Annotated in this window: 13 protein-coding genes; 7 read left to right on the forward strand and 6 right to left on the reverse strand. The window is 33.8% G+C overall.

The annotated features are described in order from the left end of the window. Window positions 1-102: 102 nt before the first annotated feature. The 7 genes from ACFFGL_RS01290 to miaA are packed head-to-tail and all read left to right on the forward strand — an operon-like array spanning window position 103 to window position 7055. Entirely contained in the window at window positions 103-1068 is a 966-nt protein-coding gene (locus ACFFGL_RS01290; RefSeq protein ID WP_309727217.1) for a Gfo/Idh/MocA family protein, read from the forward strand. A gap of 18 nt (window positions 1069-1086) precedes the next feature. Beyond that, complete coding sequence (locus ACFFGL_RS01295; protein ID WP_309727218.1) at window positions 1087-1974, forward strand: 3-hydroxyacyl-CoA dehydrogenase family protein; 888 nt, start codon at window positions 1087-1089, stop codon at window positions 1972-1974. 8 nt (window positions 1975-1982) lie between these two features. Further along, window positions 1983-3221: a DUF1015 domain-containing protein gene (locus tag ACFFGL_RS01300; protein ID WP_309727219.1), complete on the forward strand. Its 1239-nt coding sequence runs from the start codon at window positions 1983-1985 to the stop codon at window positions 3219-3221. 12 nt (window positions 3222-3233) lie between these two features. Next, window positions 3234-3887, forward strand: coding sequence for a YggS family pyridoxal phosphate-dependent enzyme (locus ACFFGL_RS01305; RefSeq protein ID WP_309727220.1), 654 nt, complete (start codon window positions 3234-3236; stop codon window positions 3885-3887). A gap of 9 nt (window positions 3888-3896) precedes the next feature. After that, window positions 3897-5258 (forward strand): exonuclease domain-containing protein, encoded by a 1362-nt coding sequence (locus ACFFGL_RS01310; protein WP_309727221.1) that lies wholly within the window; start codon window positions 3897-3899, stop codon window positions 5256-5258. Between the two features lie 55 nt (window positions 5259-5313). After that, window positions 5314-6141: an ion transporter gene (locus ACFFGL_RS01315; RefSeq protein WP_309727222.1), complete on the forward strand. Its 828-nt coding sequence runs from the start codon at window positions 5314-5316 to the stop codon at window positions 6139-6141. Then, entirely contained in the window at window positions 6141-7055 is a 915-nt protein-coding gene (miaA, locus tag ACFFGL_RS01320) for a tRNA (adenosine(37)-N6)-dimethylallyltransferase MiaA (RefSeq protein ID WP_309727223.1), read from the forward strand. Before ACFFGL_RS01315 ends, miaA begins: the two co-directional genes overlap by 1 nt. Before the next feature lie 60 nt (window positions 7056-7115). Here miaA and ACFFGL_RS01325 read toward each other — a convergent pair whose 3' ends face one another. From ACFFGL_RS01325 to ACFFGL_RS01350, 6 genes are all read right to left on the reverse strand, one after another. After that, window positions 7116-7835 carry a response regulator transcription factor gene (locus ACFFGL_RS01325; RefSeq protein ID WP_309727224.1) on the reverse strand — a complete coding sequence of 240 codons (720 nt, stop codon included), beginning with the start codon at window positions 7833-7835 and terminating at the stop codon, window positions 7116-7118. Window positions 7836-7838: 3 nt separating this feature from the next. Beyond that, complete coding sequence (locus tag ACFFGL_RS01330) at window positions 7839-9410, reverse strand: sensor histidine kinase (protein ID WP_309727225.1); 1572 nt, start codon at window positions 9408-9410, stop codon at window positions 7839-7841. Between the two features lie 58 nt (window positions 9411-9468). Continuing rightward, on the reverse strand, window positions 9469-10059 hold the full coding sequence (gene coaE / locus ACFFGL_RS01335) for a dephospho-CoA kinase (RefSeq protein WP_309727226.1): 591 nt from the start codon (window positions 10057-10059) through the stop codon (window positions 9469-9471). Next, entirely contained in the window at window positions 10056-10949 is an 894-nt protein-coding gene (locus ACFFGL_RS01340; RefSeq protein ID WP_309727227.1) for a YbbR-like domain-containing protein, read from the reverse strand. Before ACFFGL_RS01340 ends, coaE begins: the two co-directional genes overlap by 4 nt. 64 nt (window positions 10950-11013) lie before the next feature. After that, window positions 11014-12015, reverse strand: coding sequence for a glycosyltransferase (locus tag ACFFGL_RS01345; RefSeq protein WP_309727228.1), 1002 nt, complete (start codon window positions 12013-12015; stop codon window positions 11014-11016). Window positions 12016-12091: 76 nt separating this feature from the next. Next, window positions 12092-17278, reverse strand: coding sequence for a fibronectin type III domain-containing protein (locus tag ACFFGL_RS01350; RefSeq protein ID WP_309727229.1), 5187 nt, complete (start codon window positions 17276-17278; stop codon window positions 12092-12094). Window positions 17279-17319: the final 41 nt, after the last annotated feature.

The following is a 17319-nucleotide window of genomic DNA, read 5'->3' on the forward strand; positions in this document are numbered from 1 at the left end:
AATATGCTAAATTATTGAAAACGGAATTTAACCCTTATTTCTAAAAAATTAATATTAATTTCCTAAAAGAAATAGTATTTTTGTGGGAAATACTTAAGAAATATGCTGAAAGTAGGAGTTTTAGGCGCGGGACATTTAGGGAAAATTCACTTGCGCTTATTAAATGAATCTGAAAAATATGAATTAATCGGTTTCTACGATGCCAACGAAAAATATGCTGAAGAAGTCGCTTCCGAATTTAATTACAAACGTTTTAAAAGCGTAAAAGAATTAATTAACGCCGTAGATGTGGTCGATATTGTAACTCCTACACTATCGCATTTTAATGTTGCTGTTCAAGCAATTGAAGCCGGAAAACATTTATTCATAGAAAAGCCAATCACCAATACGGTTGAAGAAGCTGAAGAACTTACCCGTTTACTGCAAGAAAAAGGCGTAAAAGGTCAAGTAGGTCACGTAGAGCGGTTTAATCCTGCATTTCAAGCGGTGGTTCCAAAAATCGAAAACCCGATGTTTATCGAAGCGCATCGTTTAGCGGAATTTAATCCAAGAGGAACAGATGTTCCCGTTGTGCTGGATTTAATGATACACGATATCGACGCGGTTTTAAGCGTTGTAAAATCGAAAGTAAAAAAAGTAAATGCAAGTGGCGTTTCCGTAATTAGCGACACGCCAGATATTGCGAATGCCCGAATAGAATTCGAAAACGGCTGTGTTGCCAATTTAACGGCAAGCCGAATTTCGTTAAAGCAAATGCGAAAGGCACGATTTTTTCAGCGTGATGCATATATTTCAGTAGATTTTCTAGAGAAAAAATGCGAAGTAGTAAAAATGAAAAATGCGCCACAAGAACCTGATGAATTTGCAATGATTTTGCAAAATGCTGAAGGGGACAAAAAGCAAATTTATTTTGACAATCCAGAAGTTTCGCCTAATAATGCTATTTTAGAAGAATTAGAAACTTTTGCAGATGCAATAATTAATAATACAAAAACAAGAGTAACTTTTGAAGAAGCTACAGAAGCTTTAAAAGTGGCGAAAGCCGTGATCAAAAGTTTCGAACAATAAAAATAAAACTAATATTTCATGAAAAACATTGCTGTAATTGGAGCCGGAACAATGGGAAATGGTATCGCACATACTTTTGCCCAATTCGGTTACAAAGTAAAATTAATCGATATTTCAGAAGAAAATCTTTCTAGAGGAATTGCAACCATCACTAAAAATTTAGACAGAATGGTCGCAAAAGAAAAGATTTCTGAAGAAGAAAAAAAACAAACCTTAGAAAACATTACCGTTTATACTTCAATTGAAGAAGGTGTAGAATATGCTGGTTTAGTAGTAGAAGCTGCTACTGAAAATGAAAAAATAAAACTAGATATTTTTAGAGAATTAGATGAAGCTTGTCCAGAAGAAACTATTCTTGCTTCTAATACCAGTTCTATTTCTATTACAAAAATTGCTTCGGTTACGAAAAGACCAGAAAAAGTTATCGGAATGCATTTTATGAATCCGGTTCCGATTATGAAATTGGTAGAAATTATTAGAGGTTACAATACTTCAGATGAAGTTACTGAAACCATTATGGAGCTTTCAAAAAACTTGAAAAAAGTTCCTACCGAAGTAAACGATTATCCTGGTTTTGTGGCTAACAGAATTTTAATGCCAATGCTAAATGAAGCTATTGAAACGCTTTATAATAATGTAGCCGGCGTTGAAGAAATTGATACCGTAATGAAATTAGGAATGGCTCACCCGATGGGACCTTTACAATTAGCAGATTTTATTGGTCTAGATGTTTGCCTTTCTATTTTAGAGGTAATGTACGACGGATTTAAAAATCCAAAATACGCACCTTGCCCATTACTTGTAAATATGGTTAGAGCTGGAAAAACCGGTGTAAAATCAGGAGAAGGTTTCTACGATTACAGTCAAAGTAAAAAAGCTGAAAAAGTAGCTGAACAGTTTATATAAATTATTTTATGCCAAACATAGTTCCCTTTCGAGCCGTTCGACCCACGCGAGATAAAGTAAGTTTAATTGCTGCTCGCTCTTACCAAAGTTATACACAAGCCGAAAGGGAAGCGCGTTTGGATAACAATCCGTTTTCATTTCTTCATATTGTAAATCCTGGGTATAAATACCACAAAGAAATTTCGGGTCAAGAGCGATTTAAATTGGTGAAGAATCGTTATCAAGAATTTCGCGAAGACGGTATTTTTATCAAAGAAGAAAAACCTTGCTATTATGTCTATCGAATTATAAACCGTGACGGAGAAATGTTCACCGGAATTATAGCCGCAGCAAGTGTAGAAGATTATGAAAAAAACACCATAAAACGTCACGAAGATACCATTGCGTATCGCGAAAATACCTTTAAAGATTACCTAAAAATTGTAGGTTTTAATGCAGAACCGGTTTTATTAACGCACGCCGACGATTCTATTTTATCTGAAATAATTGCGAAAGTAACTAAAACACGTGCAGAATATGAGTTTACCACAACGTTTAGAGATACGCATTATTTATGGAAAGTAAATGACGCCGATAACGTCGAAAAAATTAAAGCACAATATGCCGGAATTTCTAAAATGTATATTGCCGACGGTCATCATCGCTCGGCTTCATCTTATTTATTGGCACAAGATTTAAAAGAGCAGAATAAAAAACACAATGGAACCGAAGCGTATAATTATTTCATGAGTTTTATTATTCCTGAAAGCGATTTACGAATACACGAATTTAATCGGTTAGTTCGTGATTTAAATAACCTATCGAAAGAAGAATTTCTTATTCAACTCGATGCAGTTTTCAGAATAGAAAATCGCGGATTAGAATATCACAAACCTAAAGAAAAACATCATTTTAGCATGTATTTAGATGGCGAATTTTATTCGCTTCACCTTAGAAAATCTGCTTATAAATTTACCGATGCGCTTTCTAAACTTGACGCACAAATATTGTACGCCACAGTTTTAGAACCAATTTTAGGAATATCAGACTTAAGAAATGATAATAGAATAGATTATTCTGAAGGAAAAAACGGAATGACTTACGTAAAAGGCGTTGTAGATAGCGGCGAATTTAAAGTCGGTTTCGGAATGCTTCCCGTAAGTGTAGAAGAAATGAAACAAATTTCTGAAGAAGGTTTAACAATGCCGCCAAAATCTACCTACATTCAACCTAAATTAAGAAGTGGCGTTACCATTTACGAATTTTAAAAAAATAGCGATATGTCTATTGCTGAAAATATAAAAAAATATACTGAAGAAATTTCTCCTCAAGCAACCCTTGTAGCAGTTTCTAAAACCAAACCGAACGAAGATATTCTGGAAGCTTACGAAGCCGGGCAACATGTATTTGGGGAAAACAAAATTCAGGAAATGACCGATAAATATGAAGCTTTACCAAAAGATATAGAATGGCATATGATTGGTCACGTGCAAACCAACAAAGTAAAATATATGGCTTCGTATGTTAGTTTGGTTCACGCAGTTCATAAACTGAAACTTTTAAAAGAAATTAATAAACGAGCCAAACAAGAAGATCGTGTAATTGAATGTTTACTGCAGCTAAAAATCGCAGAAGAAGATTCAAAATACGGAATGGAAGGAACTGAAGCTGAAAAAATATTAACTTCTGAAGCTTATTCTGCTATGGAAAATGTGAAAATTGTCGGTCTTATGGGAATGGCGACTTTTACAGAAAATGAAGCTCAAATTGAACAAGAATTTGAATTCCTAAAAAAACAATACGATAAATTAGCTGAAAAACATCAGTTTAAATATTTATCAATGGGAATGAGTGGCGACTATAAATTGGCGCTAAAACACGGCAGTAATATGATTAGAATAGGAAGCTCAATTTTTGGAGAACGTAATTATTAAATAGATTTTTTGTACGCGATACTCGATATAGAAACTACTGGCGGAAAGTATAATGAAGAAGGCATTACCGAAATCGCTATCTACAAATTCGATGGGCAAGAAATTATAGATCAATTTATTAGCTTAATTAATCCGGAGCGACCCATTCAACCATTTGTGATAAAACTTACCGGAATTAATAATGAAATGTTGCGCAACGCTCCAAAGTTTTATGAAGTTGCCAAACGAATTATAGAAATTACTGAAGATTGCGTACTTGTTGCTCATAATGCAAAATTTGACTATAGAATTTTACGAACTGAATATCGCCGCTTAGGTTACGATTATCATCGAAAATCGCTTTGTACGGTAGAACTTTCAAAAAAACTAATTCCGAATATGCCTTCGTATAGTTTGGGGAAATTAGTGAAAAACTTAGGAATTCCGTTAACCGACAGACATCGCGCAAGTGGCGACGCACTTGCTACGGTAAAACTTTTCAAACTTTTATTAAATAAAGATATTCACAAAGAAATTGTGACTCGTTCGGTTAGAAGCAATCCCAAAATTCAAATTGACACAAAATTAATAAGAATTATTGATGAACTTCCTGCTATTACTGGAGTTTATTATATGCATAACGAGGAAGGAGACGTTATTTATATCGGCAAAAGTAAAAACATAAAAAAAAGAATTAATCAACATTTTACGAATACAAATCATAAATCAAAAAAAATTCAATCTGAAGTTTCTATCGTTACTTACGAAGCGAGCGGAAATGAGCTCTTAGCATTGCTGAAAGAAAACGAAGAAATCAAAAAAAATAAACCCAAATATAATCGTGCTTTAAAAAAAGATATTTTCTCACACGCGCTTTATAAAGAAAAAAATAAAGAAGGATATCTTCAATTAAAAATTGGTAAAGCAGATCCTGATAAAAAAAATATCATCACTTTCACCAATTTAGCACAAGCAAAAAGTAGTTTAGAAAAAATTGTTGAAGAATTTGGCTTATGCGAAAAATTAACCGGTTTACACAAAACAAGCGGAAGTTGTTTTAATTACAGCATAAAAAAATGCGAAGGCGCTTGTGTTGGTTTAGAAAGTGCAGAAAGTTATAACCAAAAAGTGCAAAAAGTAATCGATAAATATAGTTATGAAAATAAAAATATGCTCATTATCGATCGCGGTCGTGAAGTCGATGAAAAAAGTGTTTTATTAATTGAAGACGGCGATTTTCAAGGAATGGGTTATTTCAATTTAAATTTTCAAGTGACCAATATCGAGATTATTAAAAATATTATTACCCCAATGCAAAATAATCGCGATACGCAGCATATTATTCAAAGTTACCTTCGGAAAAGAAAACCACTAAAAATCCTTGAGTTTTAAAAATTGAAGTTTATCAACAAATTTCTATTTTTACAATTCACCAAATAATATTCGGTTGAAACAATCACAAACAAAAGAACCAAACTGGAGAGAAAAACTTCATGAAATAATTTATGAAGCCGATACACCTGCGGGAAAAGCTTTTGATATTGTTTTACTTATCGTCATTGTACTCAGCATCATTTTTGTAATGATTGAAAGTATAAAAGGCTTAGACCAGTGGATTTATGATTTACTTTTTTATGCTGAATGGGTTGTTACCATTTTATTTACACTTGAATATGTGGCCAGAATTGTGGTTATAAGAAAACCCACCCGCTATATTTTTAGTTTTTATGGAATTATAGATTTGCTCTCTACTATTCCACTTTATTTATCAATGTTTATAACCGGAGGTGCAGCCTTATTTACAATTCGAGCGTTACGTTTATTACGAATTTTCAGAATACTAAAAATCAACCGATATATTGGTGAAGGAAATAAATTGATGGTTGCTTTACGCGATAGTCGAGCCAAAATTCTGGTTTTTCTCTTTGCGGTAGTCGTTCTCTCACTCATTTTCGGGACGGTAATGTATATTGTTGAAGGTGCAGAAAGCGGTTTCACCAGTATTCCCATTAGTGTTTATTGGTGTATTGTAACATTGACTACAGTTGGTTTTGGCGATATTCATCCGGTAACGCCACTCGGGCAATTTATCGCCGCGGTTATTATGATTATGGGTTACGGAATTATTGCAGTTCCCACAGGAATTGTAAGTGCCGAATATTCTAAAATTAGCCGAAAAGAAATTTTGAATAATACCCAATCTTGCTATAATTGCAACGAAAAACAGCATTTCAACAAAGCAAATTTTTGTCATAAATGCGGATATAAACTCTAATGCAGCACAAATACTTAATTTCCATTATCGGTCCCACTGCTATCGGAAAAACCTCTAAAAGCATTCAGCTGGCAAATTATTTTTCTTCGGAAATTATTTCAGCAGATTCTCGGCAGTTTTTTAAAGAAATGAAAATTGGTACTGCAGTTCCAACTACGGAAGAATTAGAAGCAATTCCTCATCATTTTATTCAACATATTTCTATTGAAGAAAATTATTCGGTGGGAGATTTTGAGCGCGATGCAATTCAGAAAATCAATAACTTATTTCAGCAACACGATAAATTATTTTTAGTTGGCGGAAGTGGTTTGTATTTAAAAGCAATTCACGAAGGTTTAAATGAATTCCCTGAAGTTGATCCAAAAATTAGAACAGCTTTAAATGAAGAATTTCAGCAAAAAGGCATTTTTCCTTTACAAGAAAAACTGAAAAAATTAGACCCTGAATATGCTAAAAAAGTAGATTTAGAAAATCCGCATAGAGTAATGCGCGCATTAGAAATTTGCTTGGGAAGTTCCCATAATTATTCTTATTACCTAAATAAACCTCCCAAAAAAAGAGATTTTAAATCGATTAAAATTGGATTAACGGCAGAGCGCGAAAAAATTTACGAACGAATAGAATTGCGGGTAGATTTAATGATGAAAGATGGCTTGTTAGAAGAAGCTAAAAAATTATATGAATATCGGAATTTAAACGCCTTAAATACCGTGGGTTACAAAGAATTATTTTCTTATTTAGAAGGAAAATATTCTCTCCCCGAAGCTATAAGCGAAATAAAGAAAAATACACGCCGATTTGCAAAACGACAGCTCACTTGGTTTCGGAAGGATCCCGAAATAAAGTGGTTTAATTATAATAGCAATGTTGAAGAAATAATTAATTATATAGAACAAAAAACATCTTCACAATAACCAAGTTGGCTATTATGAAGAAGTTTTTGAAACTGAAATTGAATTAATTTTAAACTTAGTTTACGCGTTTTCTTCTTTGTTGCGAATTACTAAACGGAAACCTTCTCCGTGAATGTTTAAAATTTCAACGTTTTCATCTTTCTTTAAATACTTACGTAATTTAGCGATGTAAACATCCATACTTCTGGATGTGAAGTAATTATCATCTCTCCAAATTTTGGTAAGCGCCAACTCACGTGGCATTAAGTCATTTTCGTGTAAAGCCAACAAACGTAAAAGTTCATTTTCTTTAGGCGATAATTTTGCCGGTTCTTCTTCTCTATAAGTTAAAAAACGAAGTTTAGAGTTTAAATGGAAATCGCCAATATTAAATTCAAATTGCTTACTATCGGCAATGCTATCGGTTGCTTTACGTTGCATGATAGCTTTAATTTTCATTAATAAAACTTCACTATCAAACGGTTTATTCAAGTAATCGTCTGCTCCTACTTTATAACCTTTTAAAACATCTTCTTTCATCGCTTTTGCGGTTAAAAAGATAATAGGAATTTCTTCATTTTTCTCTCGAATTTCCTTCGCCAATGTAAAACCATCTTTGTAAGGCATCATTACATCAAGAATACAAAGGTCGAAATCGTCTTTTTTAAACTTTTCAAAACCTTCCATTCCGTTTTTAGCGTGAGTGACTTCATAGTCGTTCATTGCTAAATAATCTTTTAAGACAATTCCGAAGTTTGGATCGTCTTCTACTAATAAAATTTTCTTGCTTTCAGTTTCCATATATTAAGATATTAGTGGTAATTTAATTATAAATGTTGTTCCTTTTCCTTTTTCACTTTGTACCGAAATCGTTCCGTGATGATCGGTTACAATTTGTTTAGCATAAGCCAAACCTAAGCCGTGACCTTTTACATCGTGAATATCGCCGGTATGTTCTCTATAAAATTTTTCGAATATTTTTTTCTGAACAGAACGACTCATTCCTTTTCCTTGATCACGAATTTTTAAAATGATATAATTTTTTACGTTTTCAGTATAAATATCAATTTTCGGTGCATCTGGTGAATATTTTACAGCGTTATCTAAAATGTTTACAATAACGTTTGTAAAATGAGATTCGTTTGCTAAAATTGAACATTTTAAAGCTCCAAAATGCGTTTGAACATAGCCATTTTTATCATCAACGATTAGTTCAACGTGCGTAATAGCGTCTTCTACAATTTCGTGCAATTTTAGACGCTCTTTTTTAATATTCAGTTCATTTTTTTCAAGCTTAGACATCCGCAAGACATTTTCAACTTGAGCGTGCATTCTTCTGTTTTCATCCCGAATCATTTTCATATAACGCTGAATCTTTTCAGGATCGCTTGCTATTTTTGGATTTTTAACCGAATCTAATGCCAGATTAATCGTTGCGATTGGCGTTTTAAATTCGTGCGTCATATTATTGATAAAATCGGTTTTTATCTGTGAAATTTGACGCTGTTTAATTAATTGTGAAAGTGCGCTAGAATAAGCTACTACAATAATTAAGGTGAAAATTATACTTAATAAAGACATTAATGCGATAGAAGAAAGTACTTCTTTTTTCTTGTCTTTAAAATTGATGTAGAGTTTGTAATTGGTATTAGGCGATTTAAAAATTGGAATACCGTAAGTAGTTGATGTATTTTTAAGTTCGAAATCTTCAGATTTTACTTTGGTAGCTAAAAAATCGCTATAAATTCCAAAATCATAATTAGATTTAATATCGCGCGCGCTAAGTTGTGCATCGATTAATGCAGTTACGGTAGCAGTATCAATTCGTTTATAAATAGGAAGTTGTGATGCTTTTTCTTTTATGGCATCTAATAAATAATATTTTTCGTCTTCTTTTAAACGCGAAATTCGCTGAAATTTTTCTTCAGCACTTAAATTTGCCGGCGCATCGATCTGATCATTTCTAAGAATTCTTGTGACTTTTACTTCCTTTTTAGTCAATTTTTTAAAATCGATACTATCTTTATTTCCACTTAAAAACGAAGATGCTAATTTATAATCTTCTTGCAGAATACTGTTTGAATAGAAAAAAGTTTCGTTGGTAAGTTGATCTTGTTTTATCTGAAAAAGCTCGCTAAGTCTTGCGCTTGTTGGTTTTGAAGAATCTGCTACTGTAGCATATTGCACGTAATACTTATCAATTTCTTGCTTTTCAATTTGATCGGCAACATTAATAAGAACCTGTTTCGCATTATATGAAAATTGTTCTTCGTTACTTTCTACTGTATTTTTGATCCAATAGCCTTGTACGAAAATAATTCCTATTAACGAAAGGCTCATCAACAGTATGAGGAGTAAGAATAACTTTTTGTTCATGCCCTCAAAAGTAAGATTTTAACATTTAGATTTTAAACGGTTTAACCAAATGTTAACATTAAGCGATACCTTTATTTAAAAGGCGTTCGTGAAGATTTGTGACTTGGGCTTTTGTGCTTTCTAAGTCGGTATTTTCAATTACAAAATCGGCTAGTTTTTCTTTCTTTTCATCACTCCATTGATTATTCATTCGTGCTTTTATTGCTTCTTCAGATGAATTATCACGTTTTTTTAAGCGCTGAATTTTGATTTTTTGTGGAGCTTTTACCAATATGGAATAATCGCAATCTTTATAACCGTCTTTTTCAAAAAGAATAGCAGCTTCATATAAAACGTAAGGAGAATCTTGTTTTTTTACCCAAGAATGGAAATGTTTTTTTACTTCCGGATGAATAATAGCATTTAAAGATTCCAATAAATTTTTATCTGAAAAAACTTTAGAAGCGATCCATTTTCTGTTGGGCAGATTTTCAGAATAAGCTTCTTCTCCTAATAATTCAGAAATCTTTTTTTTAATGATTTTAGAAGTTTCCATCAACTTTTTGGCTTCATCATCGGCAATGTAAACCGGAATCCCTAGTTTTTGAAACATTTTTGCAACGGTTGTTTTTCCGCTACCAATTCCGCCAGTTAAGCCAACAATCATCATTTTTTAATTACAAATTGAACTTTATTAATATTTAATCGGCTAGCGCTAATAAATTCAGGTTTTTTCACCAATTTAGGAATAAGAAAATTTTGTTCATTCTGAAGTTCAGAAAAATCACAAACTACTCTAAAATCATTTTGAGAAATCGCTTCAAACTTTTGTAAACTTACCGTGAATACAACTACGGCTTTCTTCGGAAAAATGCTCACTTCTCGATTTTCTGGACTATTTATAAGTTCAATAGGAACTTCAATTTTTCCTTCGGTGAATTTTTCTACCGCTAATTTGTAATCTACTTTGGTTTTATAAAAACTTAAATTTTTAAATTTTGTAGTGTCAATTGCAATGCTTCCGTTCAAGGTGTCACTTACATTTTTCAACACTAAATCTTCCGTAAATAATTGCTGAATAGTATCTAATACTTTTTCCGGCCCGCTAATTTTAATAGAATCGGGAATTAATTTCAATTGCTCTTCAGAAGAATAACCAGGTGCAAAAGAAATATCAATACTCGGATTAATCTTTACGGTTTTCACCGCTTTTTGCTGAAATGGAATAACGATTGTATCTTGCAAAAATTTTATTCTTTCCACATTTAATTCTATTTCTTTCGCAATAGAATCTTGTTGCTTTCTTACAATATATAAAAGTTTTTTATTGGCCTGCGGAAGTTTTTCTAAATCTACTTTTACAGCAGGTTTAAAAAGTTGAAACCACGCTAAACCGAAACCGTTTTCTTGAATTCTCAATCGAAGATTTGCCTTTTCTTTTTCAAGCAATTTATCTTTCGGTAAATTTTGAAAAACTAAAGGAACGCTAACAGTTTTTTCATAGGTTTTAGAAAACTGAACTACAATCCAAATAAAAACCGCAAATACTAAAAAAAACAAGAAAGCTTTAAAGTTTTTTCGTTTAAAGGGAAATTTAGGAAAGCGTTTTATTGATCGCATTTAATTAATGAAAAAACAGGTTAGGAAAAGTTTTTTTTGGGTTTTTGCCCAATATTCTAATATAATAGGTAGATTTTAAAAAGCCAAAGCCATACCCAAAAAATTGAATTAACGTTGCTCTAAAAACCAACAAGCCAATGGTGGTTCGTTTGGTTTTAATAGTTGCCCAAATACATAGTAAAAGTAAGTAAAAAAAATATAAGCTAATGGGAAGTAAAATTCCGAATAAAGCAGCTGCTACAGAAGCAATTAATCCAATTAAAAATAAGCTAGGAAACCAAAAAACAAGACTTGATGTTTCCGGATGCCAAGTATTTAAAATTACACGAACTATTCCAAATTTATGAACTTGTTGATAAAATTTTTGCCAGCTTATTCTTCTTTTATGATATACATAAGCGTTTTTTATAAGACGCGTTTGAAATCCATTTTTTTTAATTCGAATTGCTAAATCGGGATCTTCTCCGGGATGAATTTTTCCAAAACCTTGCGTAGCTTCAAAAGCTTTTTTGGAAATTCCCATGTTGAAACTTCGTGGCTCGAAATTCTTAACGGCTTTTTTATTCCCACGTATTCCGCCGGTTGTTAAAAAGGAAGTCATTACAAAATTTATAGCTTTTTGAATATCACTGAAATTTTTATCAGCTTCATCTGGACCACCAAAGCAATCAACATAATTTTCAGTTAAAAAATCATTCACCAATTCCAAGTAATTCTCCGGTAAAACCACATCACTATCTAATACGATAAAATAGTTTCCGCTTGCTTTTCTCATTCCGAAATTTCGAGAATCCCCAGGACCTGAGTTTTCCTTTTTCAGATAAGTAATCGTAAGATCATCTTGAAATTGAGCAATCACTTCTTCAGAAGAAATAGATGAACCGTCTTCAACAATTACAATCTCAAATGCAATGTTTGTTTTTAAATTTTTAAAACTCGCCAGTAATTCTTCAATTTCATTAGGGCGATTATAAACCGGTATTATAAAACTATAGGATATTTTCACAGCGCAAAAATAAACAAAGAAAAATCCCAAAGCTATAAACTTTGGGATTTTACTAAATAAAGTATATAAGATTAACTTATTCCTTAATTATTCTAAAAGTTTTAGAGCTATCATTAATAGTTACTTTTAATAAGTAAGTACCAGATGATAAACCAGATAAGTCAAGCTGCGTCTGAGTGCTATTAGGAGAAAGTGTTTTTACTTTCTGACCTAATAAACTAAACAACTCAAGTTGCTCAACATTACTTTTAGCTGAAATTGTCAAGTTCGATTTCACTGGGTTTGGATATAATGATAAACTTTGGAAAGCTATATCATTAACACCTAAACCTTTCTCAGTAATGAAGTCTAGAACTGATGACCAATCACTAACATTTGCATTTCCACAATCACTTTTAATGTAAAAATCATAAGATATATTACTTAAAAGACCAGTTACTTTTACTGAATTAGTTCCAGATTGCAAGTATCCTTCAGCAACAGGTGTATTAGTAGAAGGATCCCCTCCATTTGCAACTACCTTCCAAACATAGCCTGTAGTTTGCTCTGCTGGGTTAGTCCAACTAAAAGTTGCAGAATTCTCTGTTACATTATCAGTTGCTATAGCAGTAGGTACACCACATGGCCCCACTTTCGTAGTAAAATTAACAACTGCAGACCAACCGCCAATATTACCATCACCGCAATTAGATTGTAAATAAAAGTCATATTTAGTTTTCGAAGATAAGCCTGAAACAGTTAAAGTAGTTGTACCATTAGGCACACTTCCTTGCTTTACAGGTGTATCCGTAGAGGGATCATCGCCATCTACCATCACAACCCAATTATAGCCATCTGATTCGTCAACTGATATCAACCATTGGAAATCAGCAGTAGTAGCTGTTACTCCTGTATTAATGGCAGTTGGAGGCACACAAGGCCCAAAATCAGTTTTAAAGTCAACCATTATTGACCATTCACTTAGATTCCCATTTCCACAATTACTACGAACATAAAAATCATAGTCAGTATTATCGTCTAAACCAGTTACATTTGCTATAGTTATTCCCGAAGCTACAGAACCTGCGGTAAAAGGAGAATTTGTGTTAGGATCATCTCCATCTGCCATTACTACCCAATTGTAACCTTCACTTTCATCAGCCGAAACATCCCAAGTAAATTCAGCTGTAGAATCTGAAATAGCAGTATTTTGGACATTTGTTGGTGCTGCACACGGTGGATAGGTTGTAAAATCAAAAACTAAACTCCAACGACTTAGATCACCCGCTCCACAATCAGATTTCACATAGAAATCATAATCAGTATCAGCACTTAAACCTGTAACATTCGCTGTTAATGTTCCTGCTGGAACTGATCCACTAGCAACAGGCGTATCTACATTTGGATCATCTCCATCTGCCATTACTACCCAGTTGTAACCATTGGTTGCAGTAGGTTCTGCATCCCAACTAAAGTCTGCTGTAGTAGCGGTATAAGAGTTTAACTGAATATTTATTGGATCAAAACAAGTTGGCAGTTCATCAATTCTAACATCATCTATTGCAATATCTCCGTAAAATGTATTACCCGTAGGTCCTTCTAAAGATCTAAATCTTAATTTCACAGTATTGTTACTAACGTGAGAAGTTAAATCAAAAATATGTTCTTCCCAAGCTGCACTTCCTGAATTGATTACTCCTACTTGATTCCAGGTTGTTCCATCATATACATCAATGTATAATTCGTTAGCTGGCGAATACCCCTGTGTACACATAAACATATAAAAACTTAAACTTGGTGTGGTAAGAGTACTTACATCTACAAGTGGCATTTCTAAAATTGCAGCAGTTCCAGCGCTGGTGTCAGTCATATCTACAGCCGCAAAACTACCAGAATTACCGGTATGGTCATCAGGAGTAGCTGAACAACCTGTTGTGTTCCAAGTAAAACCTTCTTGAAAATCCCAATCCCCTGCCGAATCTTGACTCCAACAATTCGGTATAGAAGTGCTATCAAAATTTTCTACATACGGAGCTGGAAATGTAGCGCACGGAGTTTGAAAATCTAGACCAGAAGCCCAATCACTTTCATCCCCACCACCACAATCTGATTTTACATAAAAATCATAATCTGTACTTGCACTTAATCCAGTTACATTCGCGCTGGTGGTTCCAGCTGGAGTAGTTCCACTTGCAATTGGGGTACCTGTATTAGGATCGTCTCCATCTGCCATTACTACCCAAATATAGCCATTTGTTGCAGTAGTTTCAGCATCCCAACTAAAGTCTGCTGTGTTACCTGTAGTATTTGTAACTTGAACGTTTGTAGGTGAAAAACAAGTTGGCATTTCACCTAAACTTATATCATCTAGCGAAATATCACTTTCATAATCATTTCCACGAATAGCTCTAAAACGAACCTGAATTGTTCCTGTATAAGAAGATAAATCTACAATTTTTTCAATCCAAGGATCAGCTTGAGCTGTTTGTTGAGTTCCAACCAAAGGAGGCATAACATCGTTATTCCAAGAATTTCCCGCATAAACGTCTACGTGCAATTCACCCATATCACCAGGAGTATCCCCATTAAACATATGGTAATAAAACATTAAAGCAGGGGCTGTTAAAGAACTCACATCAATGGTAGGACTATATAGTTCAGCTACATCTCCTGCTGAACCGCTAGATCCTTCAGTAAAGAAAAAGTTTGTTCCACTATATGCTTGATTTGGTCCTGTATCACTAGATGGTGTATCATCATCACTAATATCCCATCCGTAAGATGTTTGGACAGTGTACCAACATTCAGACTCATTAAAAGTAGTAGTAGCATTATGAATCTCAACATCATCAAAAAATGGTGCATTTATAATTGCACATTCGGTTGTAAAATTAGCTTTAGAAGACCAATCACTTAAATCACCATTTCCACAATCTGCTCTAACATAAAAATCATAATCAGTAGAAGAATTTAAACCAGATACAACTACTCGATTATTTGCAGCAGTTGTACTTCCACTTGCTACAGGTGTATCGGTTAGTGGGTCGTCTCCATCAGCCATTACAACCCAATCGTAACCTATTGCTGATGGTACTGGATCCCAGGTGTATGCTACACTAGTTGAGCTAATACCATTATTCATAATATTGGTTGGAGTAGTGCAAGCAGGCCCTTCATCTATTGTTACATCATCAATTGCAATATCTCCATAGAATGTATTACCTGTAGGACCTTCTTCAGATCTAAATCTTAACTGAACAATATCATTAACAGCATAAGGAGCTAATAAGAAAACATGTTCTTCCCAAGAAGCGCTTCCTGTATTTACAACACCTACTTGATTCCAAGTTGTCCCATCATAAGCATCTATATATAATTCATTAGCAGGTGAGTATCCTTGCGTACACATAAACATATAAAAATATAATGCAGGCTTTGTCAAGGAACTTATATCAACAAGAGGCATTTCTAAAATTACTGAAGTTCCATTAGAAGTATCTGTCATATCTACCGCAGCAAAACTACCAGAGTTGCCAGTATGGTCATCCGGAGTAGCAGAACAACCTGTTGTGTTCCAACTAAAGCCTTCCTGAAAATCCCAATCTCCAGCAGAATCTTGTTCCCAGCAGTCTGGAATATTTGGATCTGTGAAGTTTTCTGTATAAGGAGCAATTTCAATACCACATTGTGTTAAAAAGTCCATTTTGACAGACCAATCACTTATATCTCCTCCTCCACAATCTGACTGTACATAAAAATCATAATCTGTATTAGGCAATAATCCTGTTATATTTGCAGTATTAACACCTGCAACAACGGCCCCATTCTGGATAGGCGTTCCGATATTTGGATCATCTCCATCTGCCATTACTACCCAATTATAACCATTAGGAGCTGGAGTGGAATTACCATCAACCCAATTAAAATCAACATCAGTAGCTGTTAAATTTGACATCGTTAAATTATATGGTGCTAGACAAGAATTAGAATCAATACTAAAGTCATCAATGAAAAAATCATAATCTGCATCATCATTATTAGTACCTTCAGAAGCCCAAAATGCAATTTGAATGACACCTGAATAACTTGATAAGTCTAATGCTTCTTGTTTGCCCGCTAGTGGAGGTACATTAGCAGAATTATAAGTAGTTAAGTTTTGCCATGTAGAACCTCCATCTGTAGTGATTAAAACTTGTACTTCATCATCTGTAGATGCCATACCTCCATCTTCGTTCGCAGAAGAATTATTAGAATCTGTCTCTGCAACAAAATATTTAAGGTAATAAGCATTACTAGCTAAGTCAATTTCTGGAGAAATTAGCCATTCCTCCTTTGAATCAGAAAACAAATTAACTCTAAAAGCATCTGTATAATTATTATTATTCAAAAAATCATCTATAACCCAAGCACTAGAACCTAAGCCTGAAGGCCCTGCTGAAGGTATTCCAGAGTCTGCTTCTACCCAACAATTTAAATTAGAAGCATCGTTAAAATTTTCGGTTACAGGTGCTAGAAAAACACTACAATTAGTTAGAAAACTTACAACTGAAGACCAATTACTTAAATCTCCACCTCCACAATCTGATTGTACATAGAAATCATAATCAGTATTAGACGATAGACCAGTAACATTTACAGTAGTGCTACCGGGTGCTACAGAACCATTTGCTATAGGCGTATCGACCATTGGATCATCTCCATCAGCCATAACAACCCAATTATAACCTGTAGTTGCAGTAGCTTCTGAATCCCAACTAAAATCACCAGTCGTGGTTGTGACCGAAGTGTTCTGAACATTTTCCGGAATAAAACAAGTACTAACAGAAAAGTCGATTACATCGAAATCTAGACCATTAGGCGTACCCCATTGACCAATAGCTATATATACTGTAGTGGAAGGTGCTATTATAGTAGAAACTGTTTTTGTAGAATTTGAAGAAGTAGTTCCTTTTGCATCTAATTCACCACTAAATGTTGTCCCGGAACAACTAGAAAAAATCCCTATACCATTCCAACTTTTTCTTGAAAAAATTGTCATTGAAATCTTTTCAGATTTAGTCCCAGAAGTATATTCAAACAGGTAAACATCATCATCCCAGTAAGCACCGTTAATACTCGTGCCTGTAGGATTAGTATTCCAATCTTCTGCACCAGCTGCCCCGGGCGTTGTAATTCCATTAGCTGTATATCCGTCTGTCAGGATCACGCCAGAGCCACAACCAAATTGTGCAAAACCCGACCAAAAAGATAAAAACAGTAAGAATAAAAAAGTAATTTTTCTCATAAAATTCAATTTAAGTTTAACAACTGCTAAAGTTATTAAAT

Source organism: Mesonia maritima, assembly GCF_042433895.1.
GTDB lineage: Bacteria > Bacteroidota > Bacteroidia > Flavobacteriales > Flavobacteriaceae > Mesonia > Mesonia maritima.